The sequence below is a fragment of the Acinetobacter sp. YH12098 genome, from assembly GCF_013419235.1.
GTDB lineage: Bacteria > Pseudomonadota > Gammaproteobacteria > Pseudomonadales > Moraxellaceae > Acinetobacter > Acinetobacter amyesii.
On sequence record NZ_VPAO01000023.1, the window covers coordinates 17,768 to 37,018 of the forward strand.

Sequence of the window (19,251 nt, forward strand, 5' to 3'; positions counted from 1 at the left end):
GAAGCAATAAATCATCATAAATAGTGATTTAAGTCACAAAATATAAAGAGCGTAATAGAGGAGTACAAATACAAAAAAAGGATAAGGACATGAATAAAATATTGAATACAGTTTTTATCAATGCTGACTATCAGAAAAGGAATTGTCCTGATAAAAGCCAACAAATTGCATTTGAAAAGACACTAGGACTTGGTGAAACAACTTCAATCGATATTAAAGCTGTACCAAAATTACTTGCTGTGAGTATTTTACTTTCTATAGGTTCAATTGCATGGGCTGGTGGAATGGCTCGTTATACCTGAGCATACTTGTAATCGTTGCAATAGTGGAATTCCTGGCCCAGAAGGGCCAATAGGTCCTCAAGGTCCTGCTGGTGAAAAAGGCGATACAGGAGCAACAGGCGCTACTGGTAAAGATGGACTCAATGGCCGAGACGGCATCGATGGTAAGGATGGTTTGAACGGTCTGAATGGCAGCAATGGTCTAGATGGTGCAAGTGCTTATCAAGTTGCGGTGAGCAATGGTTATGAAGGCAATGAAGACCAATGGCTAGAAAGTCTACGTGGTGCAGTTGGCGCACAAGGGCTAGCTGGTGAAAATGGTTTCAGTGCATATGAACTAGCGATAAAAAATGGATTTGTAGGTACTGAAGTGAACTGGTTATTGAGCTTAAAAGGAACAGATCCGTACATTAAAATACAATCAAACGTTGCTAATACCGCACCTAAACCAACTGCGAATGGACAAGATGCGATTGCAGTTGGTGCAGGTAATAAAGCTGATGGCAATCAGTCTACTGCCCTCGGTGTAAACAATACAGTCAGTGGTGATGGATCTGGTGCTGTAGGTTCAAATAACACAGTCACAGGTAATAATACCTATGTGGTTGGTAACAAGATCAACACATCGGCAAATAATGCTGTTGTACTAGGCAATGGTTCAAGCTCTAATCGCAATAATACGGTTTCCGTTGGCTCGGCTGGTGCAGAGCGGCAAATTATCCATGTGGCAGCTGGTACGGCAGACACCGATGCGGTGAATGTGAAACAAATGCGTCAAGCAGATCTAGAAGTGCTAAATAGTTCAAAAGCATATACAGATCAGCATGGGGCAAATGTACTCAATCAAGCCAATAGTTATACCAACCAACGTGTGAATGAATTGAACCATAATTTCAATAAATTTAAAGATAATGTTTATGGTGCTGTTGCTTCAAGTATTGCAATCGCCTCCTTACCGCAACCGACAGATGCTGGATAAAACATGTTCAGTGTAGGTATGGGGACTTGGGAAGGTTCACAAGGCTATGCTCTTGGCTTCAGTGGTGTCACTGAAAACAAAAAATATGTGTATAAAATTGGGGTAACCAGCAACTCTGAAAGTGACTTTGGTGCAGGAGCTGCTATTGGGTGGCAATGGAAATAACTGAAAATTGGAATGTTGAAATTGCTAAATCATGGTTTAATTATTTGAAAGGCATTTGAGTCAAATCAAGTGCCTTTTTACTTTATATTTCTCCATCATGATGAATAAAAAACAGCAATTTGCATTAATAACCATACAAAACTTCTTATTTTCTCTAAATTTAGTCAATGAAAGTGGTTTAAGATGGAGCCATCTAACAAATTGCGTTGATGCAAATATAAAAGGTGAATCTATGAAAATGCTTCGTAAAACCATCTGTGCTATGGCATTAGGTGCAGCGACACTGGCACCGGTTATGAGTACGACAGTATTCGCGGCACCAGTTGCAGCGTCGGAGCAGCAGGCAACTGCCAATTTGGTGAAACAATTATCGGGTATTAAAAGTTTTACTGCTAACTTTCAGCAAACTACAAAAGTGACCAACCCGAAAGCTACTCAAAAGAAAGGTTTAAGTGCGCAGCATATGAACCAGACTTTTACTGGGGTCATGAAAGTTCAGCGTCCGGGTAAATTCTATTGGGAAACAACCAGCCCATCTAAGCAAACCATTGCGACTACAGGTAAAACAGTTTGGATTTATGACCCAGACCTACAACAAGCGGTACGCCAAAGCTTAGATGACCAAGTTGCGAATACGCCTGCATTATTATTGTCGGGTAATACGGCTCAAATCATGAAGTCTTATCGTATTACACAGCCGAATAAGACCAAAACTTATTACACTTTATATCCAAAAAGTGATGATGGTGTGTTTCAAAGCTTAACTATTAGTTTTGGTGCGAAAAATGCGCCGACTTTAATGATTCTCCAAGACTCACTAGGTCAAACAACGCATGTACGTTTCAAGAATGTGAAGGTGAATGCGTCTATTCCAGCATCAACCTTTAATTTTGTACCTCCAAAAGGTACGGACATTATTGATCAATAATTGTCATGAACGAAAAAAAGCAGACATCCGTCTGCTTTTTTTATGGAGAAATGTAAAGCCAGCAAGCTGAATATAAGAGAAATTTAGTAGTATGCTGATATTCACAGTTTGCTTAAATGAAGTGACTTGTGGTTTTGACTGTTGCTATAGGGAATTTTGGGATGAAAAAAAATCATATGAATAATATAGCTTGGGCTGTTTCAGCTGTGGTTTTAATCGGGTCATTAACGGCCTGCCATCCTCGAAATGAACCTGTTGAAGGTGAAACAACGGAACAGAAGCCAGCAGTCGTCGCTGATGCGATTCCACTTATTCAATCTAAATCAGTTGCGATGCAATTACCAAAAGCACAGGCTTGCGATGCGGAAGGCTGTACCCAATATACGATCCAAACGGTTGAAACCAATGTTGATTGGATCAATCAATATTTTACAGACCGAATTAAAAAGGCAGATCCAATTGCATTTTCAACTGAGCCGAATCAAAAAATCGATTTATCAGACAAGACGGATGCAGGCCTAAGTCAAAGTACCACTTCTGTTCGATATATTAGTCAGTGGGGATATATCGCAACTTTTGCAATCGAAAGCTATACCTACGCAGCGCATGCTGCTCATGGCATGTCTCATGTTGAATATGTCAATTTTGATTTAAAAGCCAAAAAACGTTTGGCTTTACAAGATGTCTTGGTCAAAGGTGCAGATGCGAAAGTGATTAGCGCACTTTTTGATGCCAACTATATGTGGTTAGATAGTCATGATATTGAACGTTCAAAACTTCAGTTAAGCGATAATTTTTATTATGGCGCGAACGGGATCGTATTTGCTTATCCGCTGTATGAATTGGCGAGCTACGCAGAGGGCATGCCTGAGCTAAAACTTCCATATTTTATGGCTAAAGGGCTATTTAAACCTGAATATTTACCAAGTTTGCCAAATTACGAAACCAAATAAGACAATTTGCAGCAAGATTATTGGTCTAATAAGGGGCAGCTGTAAGCTCGGTCACTGTATTTTTGAGTGTTAAGAGCTTACACTATAGCCAGTTTTTTTCTTTACTTAAGATTGGCTATGATCGACCCGAAATTACTCAGAAATAATATTGAGGCTGTAAACTTAGCCTTAGCAAAACGTGGTGTTCAACTCAACGTAGCAGAGTGGGCAGACCTTGAAGCTCGCCGTAAGGAAATTCAGTCTAAAACTGAGTCGTTACAAGCTGAACGTAATGCTGGTGCAAAACAAGTTGGTCAAATTAAAAAAGCTGGCGGTGATGCATCTGAAATCATGGCACGTATGTCTGCCATTGGTGATGAAATTAAAGCGGCAGAACTCGCACTTTCTGACCTTCAGGCTGAACTCGAAGCCAAATCTTTATCGATTCCAAATTTACCTCATGAGTCTGTGCCAGAAGGTAAAGATGAAAATGACAATGTTGAAGTTTTAAAATGGGGTACACCACGTCAGTTTGATTTTGAGATCAAAGACCATACTGACTTGGGTGAAATGATGGGCGGTTTAGAATTTGAAACCGCAACCAAATTGACAGGTACTCGTTTTAGCGTACTCAAAGGCCCATTGGCGCGTTTACAGCGTGCAATTACCCAATTTATGTTAAATACACATACCTTGGAAAATGGCTATACCGAAGCGTATGTACCGTATTTGGTTAATGCAGACTCTTTACGTGGTACAGGCCAATTGCCTAAATTTGAAGAGGATTTATTCAAACTTCAAGGCGAAAAAGAATACTACCTGATCCCGACTGCAGAAGTGCCTGTAACCAACTTCGTGCGTGATGAAATCATTGATCCAGAACGTTTGCCATTAAAATATGCAGCGCATACGCCATGTTTCCGTAGTGAAGCGGGTTCGTATGGCCGTGATACACGTGGTTTGATCCGTCAACACCAATTTGACAAAGTAGAAATGGTTCAGATTGTAAAACCTGAAACTTCGATGGATGCTTTGGAAGAATTAACGGGTCATGCCGAAGGTATTCTTCAAGCATTAGGCTTACCATACCGTAAAGTCGTTCTGTGTGGCGGAGACATGGGCTTTGGTGCAATCAAAACGTATGATTTAGAAGTTTGGGTGCCAAGTCAAAATACCTACCGTGAAATTTCATCTTGCTCATGCATGGGTGACTTCCAAGCACGCCGTATGAAAGCGCGTTACCGTGCTGACCAAAAGAAAACTGAGTTTGTACACACGTTAAATGGTTCAGGTTTGGCAGTTGGCCGTACTTTACTTGCCGTGATGGAAAACTATCAACGTGCAGACGGTTCAATTGAAATTCCAGCAGTACTTCGTCCATATATGGGCGGTGCTGAATTTATCGATTAATAGTCGATAAAGTGCATACATTTGTGCACAAAAATTGCTTAAGACAATCAGATTTAAACTATTGAGGTCGTGTGTGGATATCTTTCCAATCTCTTTGAAGTTGCAGCAGCAACCTTGTCTGATTGTTGGTGGTGGTCGAATTGCATATAGAAAGGCTGTGCTGCTTGCAAAAGCGGGCGCTCAGCTGACAGTTTGCTCACCCGAAATTGAAGATGATTTATTGACCTTGGTTAATAAAACCCAAGGTCAATATCTCAACTCGATTTATCACGAATCGGTTTATCAAGAAAATGCCATTGCGCTGCGTCAGTTTCGTTTAGTGATTGCAGCAACCAATGACAAAGCGGTCAATCAGGCGGTTTTTGAAGCCTGCGAAGCTGAAAATGTCTTGGTTAATAGTGTCGATGATCCGCCGCATTGCCGTTTTATGGTTCCTGCGATCATTGACCGTTCTCCACTGGTCATCTCCGTTGCATCTAATGGCACATCGCCAGTACTCTCGCGCCAAATACGCACCCAGTTAGAAAGCTCAATACCGCATGGCATGGGCAAACTGGCTGAGTTCTCAGGTAAGTGGCGCGCAGCCGTTAAATCCAAAATCGTCAATCCAGATGAACGCCGTATTTTTTGGGAAGACTTGTATGCAAGCCCGCTCAAAGAGCAGGTATTCAATGACAATTTGACTGAAGCCAATCGTTTGATTGAACAGGCATTATTGGAATGGAAACAGCCGAAAGGTGAGGTGTATTTGGTGGGTGCAGGGCCGGGTGATCCTGAACTGCTGACCTTAAAAGCCCTGCGTTTAATGCAGCAAGCGGATGTGGTGATCTATGACCGTTTGGTTTCTCAGCCGATTATGGACCTCTGCCGCCGTGACGCTGAAAAAATCTATGTAGGTAAAGCACGATCCAATCATGCTGTTCCGCAAGAAGGCATTAATGCTTTACTGGTAAAATACGCAAGTGAAGGCAAACGCGTCTGCCGCTTAAAAGGTGGAGATCCGTTCATCTTTGGCCGCGGCGGTGAAGAAATTCAGGAACTCTTTGCGGCAGGCGTTGCCTTCCAAGTCGTTCCGGGAATTACTGCTGCCTCTGGATGTTCGGCTTATGCAGGGATTCCTTTAACGCATCGAGATTATGCGCAAAGTGTACGCTTCCTGACAGGCCATCTGAAAGAAGGTTCGCCTGAGCTGCCTTGGAATGAGTTGGTTTATCAAAATCAAACGCTTGTGCTGTATATGGGCTTGGTCGGTCTAGAAAAAATTTGTGAGAAACTCATCGCGCATGGGCAGCGTTCAGACATGCCTGTCGCATTGGTTTCTAAAGGGACGACACCTGAACAAAAAGTCGTGGTCGGGACATTGGCGGATATTGCATCTAAAGTCAGTGAATACCAAATTCAGGCGCCTACATTGACGATTATTGGTGATGTGGTGAGTCTGCGTGAACAGCTTCAATGGCATGAGCGAGGATAAGCAACGCAACGCGTTGCCCGAGCGCAAGGCGAAGGCTATGCCTGAGCAAAGAGGATAAGCAAGTTCTGGTATTGTCCAATTGCAATGCGCAAGCTAAGCAAAGAGGATAAACAAGTTCTGGTATTATCCAATTGCAATGCGAAAGCTAAGCAAAGAGGATAAAAAAGCGCTTGTTGTACCATCTAAACTTATGCTACAGCTATAGAAACTATAGCCTGAGCTTTAAGCCATTATTTAACTAAAGAGTAGAGAAAAAAACTGTGATCCATGTTGTTTTATACGAGCCAGAAATTCCTGCAAATACAGGGAATATCATTCGTTTATGTGCCAATACTGGAGCGCAGTTGCATTTGGTCAAACCATTAGGTTTTGAGCTAGATGATAAAAAACTTCGCCGCGCTGGTTTGGATTATCATGAATGGGCACACATGAAAGTGTGGGAAAACTTTGAAGAATGCCTTGCTGGCTTAAAAGCACAAGGTATTGAGATGGATGCCATTTATCCATTAACCACCAAAGGTTTTGAAACACCGCATACCTCTAATTTAAATCGTCCTGTAGCATTGTTAATGGGGCCAGAAACACGTGGTTTGCCGGAAGATGTTCGTATGATGTTCCCAAAAGAACATTGGATTCGCCTGCCGATGGCACCAAATTCGCGTAGTTTAAACTTGTCTAATGCTACTGCTGTGATTTTATATGAAGCTTGGCGTCAGCAAGACTTTAAAGAATTGGTCTAAGTGTGATCTGTTCAAAAAGCCGCTCTATCGAGCGGCTTTTTTATTGGGAGTGAACACAGTGAACCATTTACAGCAATGAAGTTTTGTAAAATAAGGGCTTAAAAACTTCAGCATCAATATAAAAATGTGTATAAGAACACTGTGAAGAAATAAAACGGGTACTTAAAACTTGAAATCTATAAATTTAAAAGCTTTTGGTGTCGTGTTTGCGACCGGATTCATTTCATCAATGAGTTGGGCTAATCCAACCGTATCAACCACAACGGAACAGATACCAGTCACCGTTACTGCAACTACAGAAAATGTTCCAGTTGTACCGAAGGCTGAGGTGATTAAGCCTTTTACTAAGGCTGAAATCCAGCAGGGCATGCTGGAAATGCAGCAAAGACAAAATCAGCGTATTGAGGAATGGGGGAAAACACTAAAAGCCGACGATTTTGAACGTTCATGGTATGGTGGTCGTCAATTGAAAAAAGCAAAGCGTCAGGAAGTATGTGGGCTATATCAAGACTTAGTCAATGAAACATACAGCTTGGCTCAAAAAAATAAAGCGCGTCTTAGCCCTGCCGATCAGCAGTTAGTAGCAGATCGAAATCAATTTATTCAAAGCTTAGGTTATGAAAATAATATCGTTGATACCAAGATGGGTTTTAATTGCCGCTTAAAATAAGTGATTTTTATCACTGCTTTGATTTATGTGAATGATCCATGTCCTTGATGTAAAAAATAAAGGACATGGAAAAGCTCGAGATACCTCATGAATTAATCAATTAAATTAAAGTCACTCAGTTCTGTTTGTAGATGTTTTGGATTATTTGCAAACAGCAGTTGACCGCTGGTGTATAACCAACCCAATTGACCTTGCTGCTGAAGACGTTTCAGTAAGACGTCGTTAAATGTCGACGTTGCAAAGACAGTTTCACTAAAGACTTTAAACTCACCGACATTAGTGTTTTCGCTGTCTTTCATAAACAGCATGCCGTTTTTGGTGGTTGAACTCATATCTAAAGCACGGCTGACTAAGCGGTAACCGTCTTTAGCTTGCTCATCAATCAACTCCTGTAATTTTAAGCTGCGCTCTACACTATTGCTGCCGGTTGGGTAAGTTTTATAGCGATAGCTGTAAGTGCCATGGTGTGCGCTGCTATTTATACAGGTTGCAACTTTAGGACTATTTTGTTTACCGTTCAGAACTTCAGGTCGTAAACCTGTGAAATAGCTTTTGAATTGAATAATACGGCAGCCTTGGGCACCCAGTGTATTGAGCATAGTTTCCAGTTGCACTGGTTCTACGAGCGGGGAAACATAGCCGCTGTCATAGGTGTATGTCGCGGTATCGTTTTCTTTTTTAATGAAATAATCTTTGAAATTCAGGGCATTGGTTGGTCTGACGCTATGCAAGTATTGATAGCCTGATTTGCCTTTTTCATTTAACTGATTACGCCATGTAAAATATATGTCAGCGGTAGAGGGTGCTGTACGGGCTGCAACAATATGATTGAAACGCGTATTTTCATTGGCAAGTTTCATGTAGTTATTAACATTACCATTGTCCAGGGTTTGAGTATCATAGCCAATTAACTTATAACCGCTTTGTCCCATTGTATTGAGCTGAGCCAAGAAGTTTACTGTGTCGGTGGTATTAATAAAATTCTCAGACTTAAAATCTGCAGTTGTGATTTTGGTTTTTGGTTTTAAATTGGTGAAGAATTCATTGGAATTTTTTGTATAGCAGCGGCTGTCCTTGAGTGGGTCGGTAATTAGCCCTCGTTGCATGATGATATAGCTTGGATTTGAAATCGTCGCGTTAATTACACAGAAAGAATTATTATTTAAAAAAGTTAAGACACGGTTGCTCGTCGCGCCACCTCTGACTGGTTGAAACTTAATCGAATGATATTCAAAGTTATTTAGTGTTGCAGCCGGCTGTATTTCACTCATGACCATGTCATGAAGTAATTGATAGCGTTTGGAAATAAATTCACCGCTGCAAGTTTTACTTGAACTATTGTGTACCGCATATTTTAGTTCTTCGTTCAGTGAACTGACTGAATTTTCACTGGTTTTATGAATTGAAATTTGTGGCAAATCACAATTACTGTTACCGAGGGCAGAGTTCCCTTGAATCCATTCTCCTGTGAATTTATCCGCTACAGTTGTTGGTATTGGTGTTGGTGTTGGTGTTGGTGTTGGCGTTGGTGTAGGTGTAGGTGTAGGTGTAGGTGTAGGTGTAGGTGTAGGTGTAGGTGTAGGTGTAGGTGTAGGTGTAGGTGTAGGTGTCGCGCCACCATCATTGGAGCTTGATCCACCACAGCCCACCAATGTTGTAAATACAGCAGCGATAATGCTGATTTTGTGATTATTATTCATGACTAGTGCTCAATAGAGTGAAGTTGTTATGTACGGCTGATGCAGTTGTATAAACTTTTAAAATCTAGATTTATTGCACAAGGTGTGACTCAATCCAGCCATTGCCATGTTCTGTAGTGACTTCGATCAAACCTGTTTTAGTCATGTTTCCCGCAAAAATAATGTCTGCATTTTTTGACAGTTTATTAATGACTTGGCTCGATTTATCGGCAGTTTGATAAAGCGGTAGATTATTAATTTTAGGTCTGAGTTGCTGTCCCATGCTGAAACCATTTGCAGCATAATTTGAATTAGTCGTGGCCTGACTGCCTGTCCATTCTTTTGCGGTATTCGATACTTCTTTGGATGTTTCATTAAATTGATTCAGTGTATTTCTTAAATCACGCATGGTATCGGCAAAACCTGCATATACTGATATTGAAGCTAAAGACAGACTGCTAACGATGACTAAATGACGAATTTTCATGAACTTTCTCCTTTACTTTGTTATGTCATTCCGCGTGATATCTGACGGATTCATAACATTCGCGGTGTTTAAATAATTATAAAATGCGAAAATTTAGCATTTTTAAAATAGATCATTTATACTTCACTTGTAAAGAGGGTGGAGTGGTGAAAATGAATGTAGAAAGCCAGAGTGAACATCTAAAGCAAAGTAAAAATTGGTATCAGTCCTTACCGACGGAATGGCAAAATTGGTTGAATGAAAATATTGAAAATGGTTGCGATGTACAGAAAATAAGTCTAATTTTACAATCACATGGATTAAGCCCAAGGGCGGATCAATACTTATTTTCTGATGCAGACCAACTTTCAGAACAGCTGCAAAATGAACTTTTGGAATACAGTCTTGAGGGCTTAGAGACAGATGAAATTTTAGAAAAAATTAAGCAAAAAAATATTTCAAATCATTTGATCATTCAGTTTCTAAAGCGTGTAAACAATAACGTAATTTTTAAAAAACTGAAGCAAGTACAGCAACAGCAGAATAAACAGCGTTGGCTATTACAGGTGATGGGTCAATTGAATCAATTGAACGACCACATTCCATCCACAATCGATTGCATAGAAACACCTGATTTTGAAACATTTATAGAGCGATATTATAGCCAGATGCGACCGGTCATTTTAAAAGGTGGGATACAACATTGGCCTGCACTGCATAAATGGAGTCCTGATTATTTTGCACAGCATTTTGAAAATGAGTTGGTTGAAGTCCAGATGCATCGTGAGCAGCATCAAGATTTTGAAAAAAAATCGGTACAATTGAAACGTATTATTTTGATGCAAGATTTTGTCGCACAAATTAAAGCCACTAAGCACAGCAATGACATTTATTTAACTGCGAATAACGCCGCTCAAAATAAGCAATTTATGCAAAAGATTAGTGAAGATCTAGGTGACTTCGCCAAAGCTTATTGTCAAAAAGAGATCAAAAATCGACATTTTTTATGGTTTGGCCCTGCAGGCACATTTACACCACTGCATTATGACTTAACCAATAATATGTTGGCACAAATCTATGGACGTAAAAAAGTGACTTTGATTCCTGCATGGCAAATGCCGTATATGTATAACGATCATTGGGTATTCAGTCAGGTTTCAGACGTCGCAAAGGCTGATCTAGCAGACTATCCATTGTTAGAAAAAGTGACGCCATTTGAGTGCATTTTGCAACCAGGGGAAACCTTATTTATCCCAATTGGTTGGTGGCATAGTGTTGAAAGTTTAGATATCTCGATCAGTGTTTCTTTTACGCATTTTAATGTAAATAATCATTTTTTTACTGAATATCCTCAAGATCTCATCAGATAAAAATTGTGAAGTAGATTAAACAATGCGAAAATTTCACTTATGCAGTCTAATTTTCATGGCAATTCAATGAGCAAACTTCTCACTAATGAGGCAGATCAAAATTTACAGCAAGTATTGGTGCTGATGAATGAGCTGAGCCAATGGCTGATTCGCTCAGGTGTGGGATATACCGAGTTTACTGCTGCATTGAAACCGGTTTTTTTCCAACAAGCTGTACAAGAGTTAGAGCGTATCGATCAAAAACCGACGATTTCCGCGATCAGTTTACTTTCTGGCCTGCACCGTAAAGACGTGACTGCTTATAAAGAAGTGATTTCTGAGGGTAAGGATCTGACTGAAGCAACTGTTTCGGAGCCAATTAGTGTGCCATCACGTGTGATTGGTTTGTGGCTTGCAGAAGGCTGGGGGGATTCATTGCCCTTTAGTAGTGAGTCGGAAAATAGTTTTGAAATGTTAGTGAAACGTATCTCCACCGAGCGCCATCCACGTTCGGTACTCAATGAGCTTGTTCGTTTGGAAATTGCCACTGAAAAAGATGGACAGGTGTATTTACAACAACGTCGTTTTATTCCAGATCCTTCGCAGTTAGAAGCACGTAAAATTTTAACACGAAATGTTCAAGCGCATTTAGAAGCGGGTTTGCATAATTTATTGAATCCTGATGAAATACCTTACTTAGAACAAGCCATTTGTGCTGACGAATTAACAGAAGAATCGATTAATAAATTACATGAAATGAGCTTAGAGCTTTGGCAGAAATACTCACTACAACTTTTAAAACTTGCCGCGGAGCGTTGCGCAATGGATGACGGGAATCCTGAAGCAAATCGTGCATTTCGCTTTGGAGTTTATCAACATGATGCGAAAATTAAATTTTAAAATACTGACACTTTGCAGCCTGATGTCCATATTGTCAGGCTGTGAAATTGATTTTTTTTCGAGCGGTGGGGTAACGATCGAAGGCACAGGTGATCCAATCATTGATATCGGTCATGCAGGGGATGGCCGCGGAACAATTATCTTGGGGACACGATATTTAGAGTTTTCAGCTTCCGTGCAGGATTCTTGTTATGGCGTGGAACGTAAATTAGCCTTCCTCAATCCATTTGATCGTCAGTCGATTGACACAAAAACGTATGTAGAAATACCTGCTGCCCAAGCGGATCTTAATTCGCAAAATGTTCAATTGATCTTAAAAAATACCAATAGCGTACCAGTCACCATTCATTTGCAATGTGATATGCCATTAACCATGCAATTATTCGAGCAGGTTAGACCATATTTTCCAAAACAAGTATGTGATACACCTATAGATATCAAACTCTATCCACAACAACAGCATATATTTGAAGCAGCTGTAAATTTAGAGACTGTTGAAGATGGTATATGGTCACACGGTGATGGAGCATCGGTTGAATTAAAAGGCAATACACCAGACAAGTGTGAAGAAATTTCAATTCAATTTCAGCAATCTAGAAAATTCATACAACCTTAATTGGTATATTTAAAACAAAAAAGGCGCTTTAAGCGCCTTTTTTGTTTAGAGATAAACTTGATTAGAATTTATCATCAAATTCGTTATGTTGCGGTGCAGGGTGTTTAAAACCTTTAGTTTTATAACCAAGGTATAAAATACCGAACATTGCCCACCACAAACCATATTTCAATGCAGTTTCTTCAATTTCTAACCACATCGCAAAGATACTGATAAAGCCAAGCATTGGAATAACGACAAAGCTAAAAATATCTTTGGCTGTTTTTGTGCGGCCATCACGAAGTGCATAACGTGAAATCACAGATAAGTTCACGAAAGTAAAGGCTGTCAATGCACCAAAACTAATCATCGAAATGACAATATCAAGATTCATAAAGCCCGCAGTTAATGCAACCGCACCTACGATCATGATGTTGTACGATGGTGTGAAGTTTTTCGGACTAATATGACCAAAAATCTTTTTGTTAATGACGCCATCACGACCCATTACATACATCAGACGTGATACGCCAGCATGTGCAGAAATACCTGATGCCATTACTGTCACAATCGCAAAAGTTAACACATAGGATTGGAACAGTGAGCCGCCGACGAGCAAGAGTATCTCTGGCTGTGTTTCAGCAATATTCTTGAAATAGTTACCCGGCTCAGCAGGGAAGAACAGCTGCATGAAGTAGGTACTAATAATGAAGATAATCCCTGCGATTAAAGCAGTTAAGAAAATCGCTTTCGGCAGTGTTTTCTCAGTATCTTTGGTTTCTTCTGCCAATGAACTTAATGAGTCAAAACCAGTGAACGAGAAGCACAGTAATGTTGCACCTGTAATCAGCGCACCCACAGACGTCAGCTCATTCCAAAATGGCTCAAGGCTCCATAATTGGTAGCGTTCTGCCGCAGAAATCGGGCCATCAGCATTGAAGCCCATTTGAAGCTTGCTGTAGACCATCCACGTGAAAATACCAATTACTAATAACTGCACAAGTACAATCAGGCTGTTGAAGTTAGCAACAAAACGCGCGCCGCGTAAGTTAATTCCAGTCATGAATGCCGTTAGCACAATGACCCATACCCAGTGGTTTACTGTTGGAAATAGTGCTTCAAGGTAAATCACTGCAAGAATAATATTCACCATTGGAGATAATAGGTAGTCTAACCAAGAAGACCAACCCACCATGAAACCTACGTTCGGGTGAATAGATTTTTGGGCATAGGTATACGCAGAACCCGAAGAAGGGTAGCGACGGATCATATGACCATAACTAATCGAGGTAAACAGAATTGCAATAAGGGCAATAATGTAAGAAGTCGGCACGTGTCTATGACTTTCTTCAGATACTAAACCAAAAGTATCAAATAGAGTCATTGGTTGGATGTAAGCCAAACCAATAATAATAATGTGCCAGAGTCCAAGCGTTTTTTGCAGTTTAGCTGCCGATTGAGTCCCAGAGATATTTGTCAACGGCGTTATCCTCTTATCGTTGATCAAGGATCAGTCATATTCTAAGGATCGTTTGAGACGAACGATCCCCCCTACGTTTTAAAACAAAAGTGCGCCAATCTACTCCAAATTGGTACATTTTGTCAGTAACTTTGAAATTATTTTTAGCAGAAATTATGCCAGTTTGATTAAAAAATAACTGATATTGCGTTCTGCAAGTGAAAAGCCCGATGTTTAAAAAAACATCAGGCTTAATTTTTCGCTATATTCGCTTATTTTTCAGCAATTACCAAGCTTTTTTTAGAATAGTTTTAAGGTCTTCTAAGCTGGCTTCTTTAGGATTATAAATAATAGATCCATCATTCAGTGCTTTCTCTGCCACTTCATCTAATTGAGCTTCAGTCACTTTACCTGTTTCACTCAAAGTACGTGGTAATTTGGTCAAACTAAACAAGCGGTCACGCATGGCTAAAAGCGTTGAAATGGCTTTTTCAGCGCGGAGGTTGGCCGGTGTTTGTGCATAAATATCAGGACCAGCCAGTGGTAATAGCAATTCAGCAATCTTATCGCCATTCACTTCTTTGTTGTATTCCAACACATACGGCAAGAATAAATTCATGCATAATCCATGGGGCAGGTGAGCAACAGCACCTAAAGCATGACCCAATGAGTGGACTAATCCAACCATCGAATTCGAAAATGCAATTCCTGCCATTGTAGAAGCTTGTGCAAGTTCTAAGCGCCCATGTGCATCGCTGGTATTATCTAATACACCAAATAAGCTATTGCTAATTTTCTTGATTGCGGCAGTTGCATAGGCATCTGAAATCGGGTTCGCCGCCATGCACGTATAGGCTTCAATGGCATGCGTCATCGCATCCATCGCTGTCATAGCCGTAAGATGAGGTGGCAAAGTTTGCGTCATACGTGGGTCAAGAATTGCCGCATGTGGCATCAAATAATTCGATGCAAAGGCCATTTTTATATTCTTTTCAGGGTCAGAAACCACAGCGACCATAGTCACTTCTGAACCTGTCCCCGAGGTTGTTGGAATCACAAAAAATGGTTTTAAAGGTTTTGGTAAGTTGTGCGCACCTGAGTATTTCAGTAAGTCATCACCACCTTCAGAGACCAAGATGTTGGTTGCCTTAGAGGTATCAATCACTGAACCGCCACCGACAGCAATAATGGCATCACATTGGTTGTCGCGGTAAAGTTGAGCCGCTTTACGTACGGTTTCTAAACTTGAGTCTGGTGGAACATCATCAAAAATATAGCCAATCACCGTCTCGGTACTTTCAAATGCCGCTTCAATCGGTGCAAGTAATTGATTACTGCGAACACCTTTGTCAGTAATGATCATGGGACGTTTAGCACCCAAAGTAGACAGTTCGAATGGGATGTGTTCTAAAGCAGCATGGCCAGCAATCACTTTTACAGGACAAAAAAATTCGTAATATGGTTTAGCCATGTGTTATGCGCTCCGTTTTAAATAAGACTGGGCTACTTTTAAATAAATATTTGCAGCACCGCTCAGTTTTTCTTTTAGGCTTAAATGTGTTGGATATTCTTTGACAGCCAATTCAGCCACCAATTTAGGTAAAATTAACGCTTCCATTTTGTTGAGACAACGCACCAGTCGGATGGCATAAGACAAATCACCATCGGCGATCATGCGGTCATTGGCAAAGGCTTGTGCGGTACTTTCTTGAAATGAGAAGACCAAAAAGGCATGATTCAAATGCTTAAACGTAATGGTTAAGTCAGGCTTTTGAGTGCCGAGTGTGAGGAGTTTGAGTTGATGGTCTTCCGTGACTTGCGCGACAAATGCAGCACCATTAGGAAAAACATTCATAGATAAAATAAAATTAACTGGAAATTTAGCAACTTCTTGTTTAATTTCTTCATCGACCTGGCTCGCCATGACCAGACCTCTGCCAATCACATCCATCATGAGTTTGACATAGGCCTGCTGGAGCGCGGGTTTAACGGATTTAGTTGCAATCACGTGTACATCCCTTATCTATAATTATTAATTTAGAGCTTTTACTCTAAATTATTTTATTTGAGAAAGCAAAGTCTTTTATAGTTGTTTGACTGTTACGTCTTTAAAGTAACCACTGTTTTTCAAAGTATCAATGATATCGACGCATAAGTTTTCAAATTTAGGGTAATCTTGCACCAAATCTTGTATACGAACCATTTCTAAGCCAGCATAGCCACATGGATTAATGGTATGAAAACCAAATAAATCGCAATCAATATTCAGTGCTAAACCATGATATGAGCGGCCTTTACGAATTTTAAAGCCCAAGGAACCAATTTTTCTTTCATTGACATAAACACCCGGTGCATCAGGCTTGGCATAAGCGTCGATGCCGTACTTTTTCAGCAGTTCGATCATCAAGTTTTCTGCATAGGAAACCAGCGTACGCACGTTCCAACCTAAGCGATTTAAGTCAAACATGAAATAAGCGACCAACTGACCCGGTCCATGCCAAGTGACTTGTCCACCACGGTCTGTTTGTACCACAGGGATGTTACTTTGCACCAAAATATGTTCAGGTTTGCCAGCTTGCCCCTGAGTTAATACATCGGGATGTTGCAATATCCACAGCTCATCGGGTGAGTTTTCATCTCGCTGTTCAGTGAGAGTTTTCATCTCTAAAAAGCGGTCTGCATAAGGGGTAAGGTGGTTATATTGACGAATGATTAATTCGGGTTTTTGAACAGTTTCAGTCACGTATTTCGTGTCCTTTTCTATCAAAGTCATGTATGGATTATAATGAATTAGACGTACAAAAGGGGGGTTAAATACTGAATTACTTGAGGGTATTACTATTATACTTAGACATAAAAAAACACGCCCTAAAGCGTGCTTTTTTATTTAAATCAACAGAATTACAGCGCGGTACGAATGTGTTTACAAGCTGCTAAATCCGCATAGACCGCATGTACTTGTTCTAACTCTTCGAAACGTAATTGAGCAGTAATTGAATGATATTTACCTGTACGAGATGGAGTTACAGTCATTTTACTGCCATCAAAATCAGGAAAATGTTTAACAAAAATTTCATTCACTGCAAGGCGAAGTTCTTCACCTGCATTACCAATCAATTTAATAGGGTAGTCCATAGGGAAGACCCAAAGATGCTCTTGCAATTCACGTGAAGGAGCGCGATTAGTCATATCAGTCATGGGACACCTCATTATTTAAAAATACCTGCAATGAGCAGGTATTTGGAATCATTTGCTACATGCTCATAATATGGGGCGGAAAACCCCATATTCAAGCCTGCATTGTCCTAGTTATAGGTTAATCATTCTCAAGGAATGAACGCAGATGTTCTGAGCGTGAAGGATGACGTAATTTACGCAATGCTTTCGCTTCAATCTGACGAATACGTTCACGTGTTACGTCAAACTGTTTACCCACTTCTTCCAAGGTATGGTCGGTTGGCATATCGATACCAAAACGCATTTTCAAGACTTTCGCTTCACGTTCAGTCAAGTTTTCAAGAACTTCACGTGTTGCTTCTTTTAAGCCTTCTGACGTTGCAGCGTCAATAGGAGAGGTGATATTACCGTCTTCAATGAAGTCACCAAGATGCGAATCTTCATCATCACCAATTGGTGTTTCCATTGAAATTGGTTCTTTCGCGATTTTAAGCACTTTACGAACTTTCACTTCGTCCATTTCTAGACGTTCACCTAATTCTTCTGGTGTAGGTTCACGACCCATTTCTTGAAGAAGTTGGCGAGATACACGGTTGATCTTGTTAATGGTTTCGATCATGTGTACTGGAATACGAATAGTACGTGCTTGGTCAGCAATCGAACGCGTAATCGCCTGACGAATCCACCAAGTTGCATAAGTAGAGAATTTATAACCACGACGATACTCGAATTTATCCACTGCTTTCATCAAGCCAATGTTACCTTCTTGGATCAAGTCGAGGAATTGCAAACCACGGTTGGTGTATTTTTTCGCAATCGAAATTACCAAACGTAAGTTAGCTTCAACCATTTCCTTTTTCGCACGGCGAGCTTTCGCTTCACCAATCGACATACGTTTAGAAATGTCTTTGATGCCTTTAACATCTAAACCAAGTTCTTTCTCGATGTCAGCGATTTTTTGTTGGAATGCCAGAACGTCAGGGCGGACTTTTTCAAGATAGCCTTTCATTTCTGCAGGTGCTTTAGCAATTTGTTCATCTAACCAAGCAAAGTTAGATTCTTGACCTGGGAAAGACGTACGGAATTGAGTACGGTCCATACGACCACGACGTACTGCATAACGCATAACTTCACGTTCAGAAGTACGGATTTGGTCATGGGTATTACGAATCAAATCAGAGATGATGTCGAATAAACGTGGTGTGAATTTGAACATCATAAACACAGTTGCAAGTGCTTCAAGTGCAGCAGCAGCTTCTTTACTGTTACGCCCATGTTTTTCAATTGCAGCTTTAGTGACTAACCATGCTTGTTCAAGCTCAGTGAAACGTGCTTTAGCAATTTCAGGATCTGGACCAGATTCGCCTTCAGAATCATCATCACCTTCAGACTCTTCTTCTTCATCGTCATCATCAAGTTTGACATCTTTAGTTGGCTTGTTGGTTGACGCTTCATCTTCATCGATCTCAGAATCATCTTCATCGATCACTTCTGGGATGGCTTCGTCAGATTCTGGATCTAAATAACCAGAAAGAATATCAGCTAAACGGCGTTCACCCGCTTCATAATCTTTATATTCTTGCAATACAACTTCGACTGCATTTGGCCAATAAGCAATAGAATGTAAAACGTCACGAATACCTTCTTCGATACGTTTTGCAATGCTAATTTCGCCTTCACGTGTCAAAAGCTCAACTGTACCCATTTCGCGCATATACATACGCACAGGGTCAGTGGTACGACCGGGTTCATTTTCAACAGATGCAAGTACAGCAGCGGCTTCTTCTTCAGCAACTTCGTCAGTCGCTTCGCTGCCACCTTCAAACATTGTATCGTCAGTTTCTGGTGCACGATCATGTACCGGAATACCCACGTCATTCAACATCTGAATGATGTCTTCAATCTGTTCACTTTCAGTGATTGAGTCCGGGAGATGATCGTTAACCTCGGCGAAAGTTAGGTAACCTTGCTCTTTGCCTCGGCTAATCAGAGCCGCTACTTGAGAAGTAGGGGAAGTCATATCGCTCATCTTTGCTTACTCTTCGTT

Annotated in this window: 20 protein-coding genes; 12 read left to right on the top strand and 8 right to left on the bottom strand. The window is 40.6% G+C overall.

Features of this window, described 5'->3' with window-relative positions; genetic code table 11:
- The first annotated feature begins 89 nt into the window (after positions 1–89).
- The 9 genes from FTU38_RS09100 (at position 90) to FTU38_RS09140 (ending at position 7,579) form a co-directional block, all read left to right on the top strand.
- The gene (locus FTU38_RS09100; RefSeq protein ID WP_180106128.1) at positions 90–302 is read left to right on the top strand and encodes a hypothetical protein; all 213 of its coding nucleotides are present in this window, start codon (positions 90–92) and stop codon (positions 300–302) included.
- Positions 280–1,260 (top strand): YadA family autotransporter adhesin, encoded by a 981-nt coding sequence (locus tag FTU38_RS17025; RefSeq protein ID WP_373683983.1) that lies wholly within the window; start codon positions 280–282, stop codon positions 1,258–1,260. Before FTU38_RS09100 ends, FTU38_RS17025 begins: the two co-directional genes overlap by 23 nt.
- A 3-nt stretch (positions 1,261–1,263) precedes the next feature.
- Positions 1,264–1,425, top strand: a complete 162-nt coding sequence (locus FTU38_RS09110; protein WP_180106129.1) for a YadA-like family protein — start codon at positions 1,264–1,266, stop codon at positions 1,423–1,425.
- A gap of 232 nt (positions 1,426–1,657) precedes the next feature.
- The gene (gene lolA / locus FTU38_RS09115; protein ID WP_180106130.1) at positions 1,658–2,353 is read left to right on the top strand and encodes an outer membrane lipoprotein chaperone LolA; all 696 of its coding nucleotides are present in this window, start codon (positions 1,658–1,660) and stop codon (positions 2,351–2,353) included.
- A gap of 161 nt (positions 2,354–2,514) precedes the next feature.
- Positions 2,515–3,306 (top strand): RsiV family protein, encoded by a 792-nt coding sequence (locus FTU38_RS09120; RefSeq protein WP_180111023.1) that lies wholly within the window; start codon positions 2,515–2,517, stop codon positions 3,304–3,306.
- A gap of 117 nt (positions 3,307–3,423) precedes the next feature.
- Positions 3,424–4,695 (top strand): serine--tRNA ligase, encoded by a 1,272-nt coding sequence (gene serS / locus FTU38_RS09125; RefSeq protein WP_180063221.1) that lies wholly within the window; start codon positions 3,424–3,426, stop codon positions 4,693–4,695.
- A 73-nt stretch (positions 4,696–4,768) separates the two neighbouring features.
- Complete coding sequence (cysG, locus tag FTU38_RS09130) at positions 4,769–6,169, top strand: siroheme synthase CysG (protein WP_180111024.1); 1,401 nt, start codon at positions 4,769–4,771, stop codon at positions 6,167–6,169.
- A 260-nt stretch (positions 6,170–6,429) separates the two neighbouring features.
- Entirely contained in the window at positions 6,430–6,909 is a 480-nt protein-coding gene (locus FTU38_RS09135) for a tRNA (cytidine(34)-2'-O)-methyltransferase (protein ID WP_111885295.1), read from the top strand.
- A 169-nt stretch (positions 6,910–7,078) separates the two neighbouring features.
- Positions 7,079–7,579, top strand: a complete 501-nt coding sequence (locus FTU38_RS09140; protein ID WP_218954709.1) for a hypothetical protein — start codon at positions 7,079–7,081, stop codon at positions 7,577–7,579.
- Positions 7,580–7,671: 92 nt separating this feature from the next.
- Here the strand turns inward: FTU38_RS09140 and FTU38_RS09145 are convergent, their stop codons facing one another.
- Complete coding sequence (locus FTU38_RS09145) at positions 7,672–9,279, bottom strand: PT dipeptide repeat lipoprotein (RefSeq protein ID WP_180111025.1); 1,608 nt, start codon at positions 9,277–9,279, stop codon at positions 7,672–7,674.
- A gap of 70 nt (positions 9,280–9,349) precedes the next feature.
- Complete coding sequence (locus tag FTU38_RS09150) at positions 9,350–9,745, bottom strand: hypothetical protein (protein ID WP_180074202.1); 396 nt, start codon at positions 9,743–9,745, stop codon at positions 9,350–9,352.
- A 152-nt stretch (positions 9,746–9,897) separates the two neighbouring features.
- Between FTU38_RS09150 and FTU38_RS09155 the strand changes: the two genes are divergently transcribed.
- The 3 genes from FTU38_RS09155 to FTU38_RS09165 all read left to right on the top strand — a co-directional run bounded on the left by FTU38_RS09155 (position 9,898) and on the right by FTU38_RS09165 (position 12,589).
- Positions 9,898–11,094, top strand: a complete 1,197-nt coding sequence (locus FTU38_RS09155) for a cupin-like domain-containing protein (protein WP_180111026.1) — start codon at positions 9,898–9,900, stop codon at positions 11,092–11,094.
- Between the two features lie 66 nt (positions 11,095–11,160).
- The gene (locus tag FTU38_RS09160) at positions 11,161–11,973 is read left to right on the top strand and encodes a DUF6502 family protein (protein ID WP_180007579.1); all 813 of its coding nucleotides are present in this window, start codon (positions 11,161–11,163) and stop codon (positions 11,971–11,973) included.
- A gap of 22 nt (positions 11,974–11,995) precedes the next feature.
- On the top strand, positions 11,996–12,589 hold the full coding sequence (locus FTU38_RS09165; RefSeq protein ID WP_218954710.1) for a hypothetical protein: 594 nt from the start codon (positions 11,996–11,998) through the stop codon (positions 12,587–12,589).
- Positions 12,590–12,650: 61 nt separating this feature from the next.
- Here the strand turns inward: FTU38_RS09165 and FTU38_RS09170 are convergent, their stop codons facing one another.
- The 6 genes from FTU38_RS09170 to rpoD form a co-directional block, all read right to left on the bottom strand.
- Entirely contained in the window at positions 12,651–14,048 is a 1,398-nt protein-coding gene (locus FTU38_RS09170; RefSeq protein ID WP_111885298.1) for an APC family permease, read from the bottom strand.
- A 265-nt stretch (positions 14,049–14,313) separates the two neighbouring features.
- Positions 14,314–15,498, bottom strand: a complete 1,185-nt coding sequence (locus FTU38_RS09175) for an iron-containing alcohol dehydrogenase (RefSeq protein WP_180111027.1) — start codon at positions 15,496–15,498, stop codon at positions 14,314–14,316.
- Between the two features lie 3 nt (positions 15,499–15,501).
- Entirely contained in the window at positions 15,502–16,035 is a 534-nt protein-coding gene (locus FTU38_RS09180) for a hypothetical protein (protein ID WP_180111028.1), read from the bottom strand.
- Positions 16,036–16,110: 75 nt separating this feature from the next.
- Positions 16,111–16,770, bottom strand: a complete 660-nt coding sequence (lipB, locus tag FTU38_RS09185) for a lipoyl(octanoyl) transferase LipB (RefSeq protein ID WP_373683984.1) — start codon at positions 16,768–16,770, stop codon at positions 16,111–16,113.
- Positions 16,771–16,928: 158 nt separating this feature from the next.
- The gene (locus FTU38_RS09190) at positions 16,929–17,216 is read right to left on the bottom strand and encodes a YbeD family protein (protein WP_078191448.1); all 288 of its coding nucleotides are present in this window, start codon (positions 17,214–17,216) and stop codon (positions 16,929–16,931) included.
- Between the two features lie 127 nt (positions 17,217–17,343).
- Positions 17,344–19,233, bottom strand: a complete 1,890-nt coding sequence (gene rpoD / locus FTU38_RS09195; RefSeq protein ID WP_078192191.1) for an RNA polymerase sigma factor RpoD — start codon at positions 19,231–19,233, stop codon at positions 17,344–17,346.
- Between the last annotated feature and the right edge of the window lie 18 nt (positions 19,234–19,251).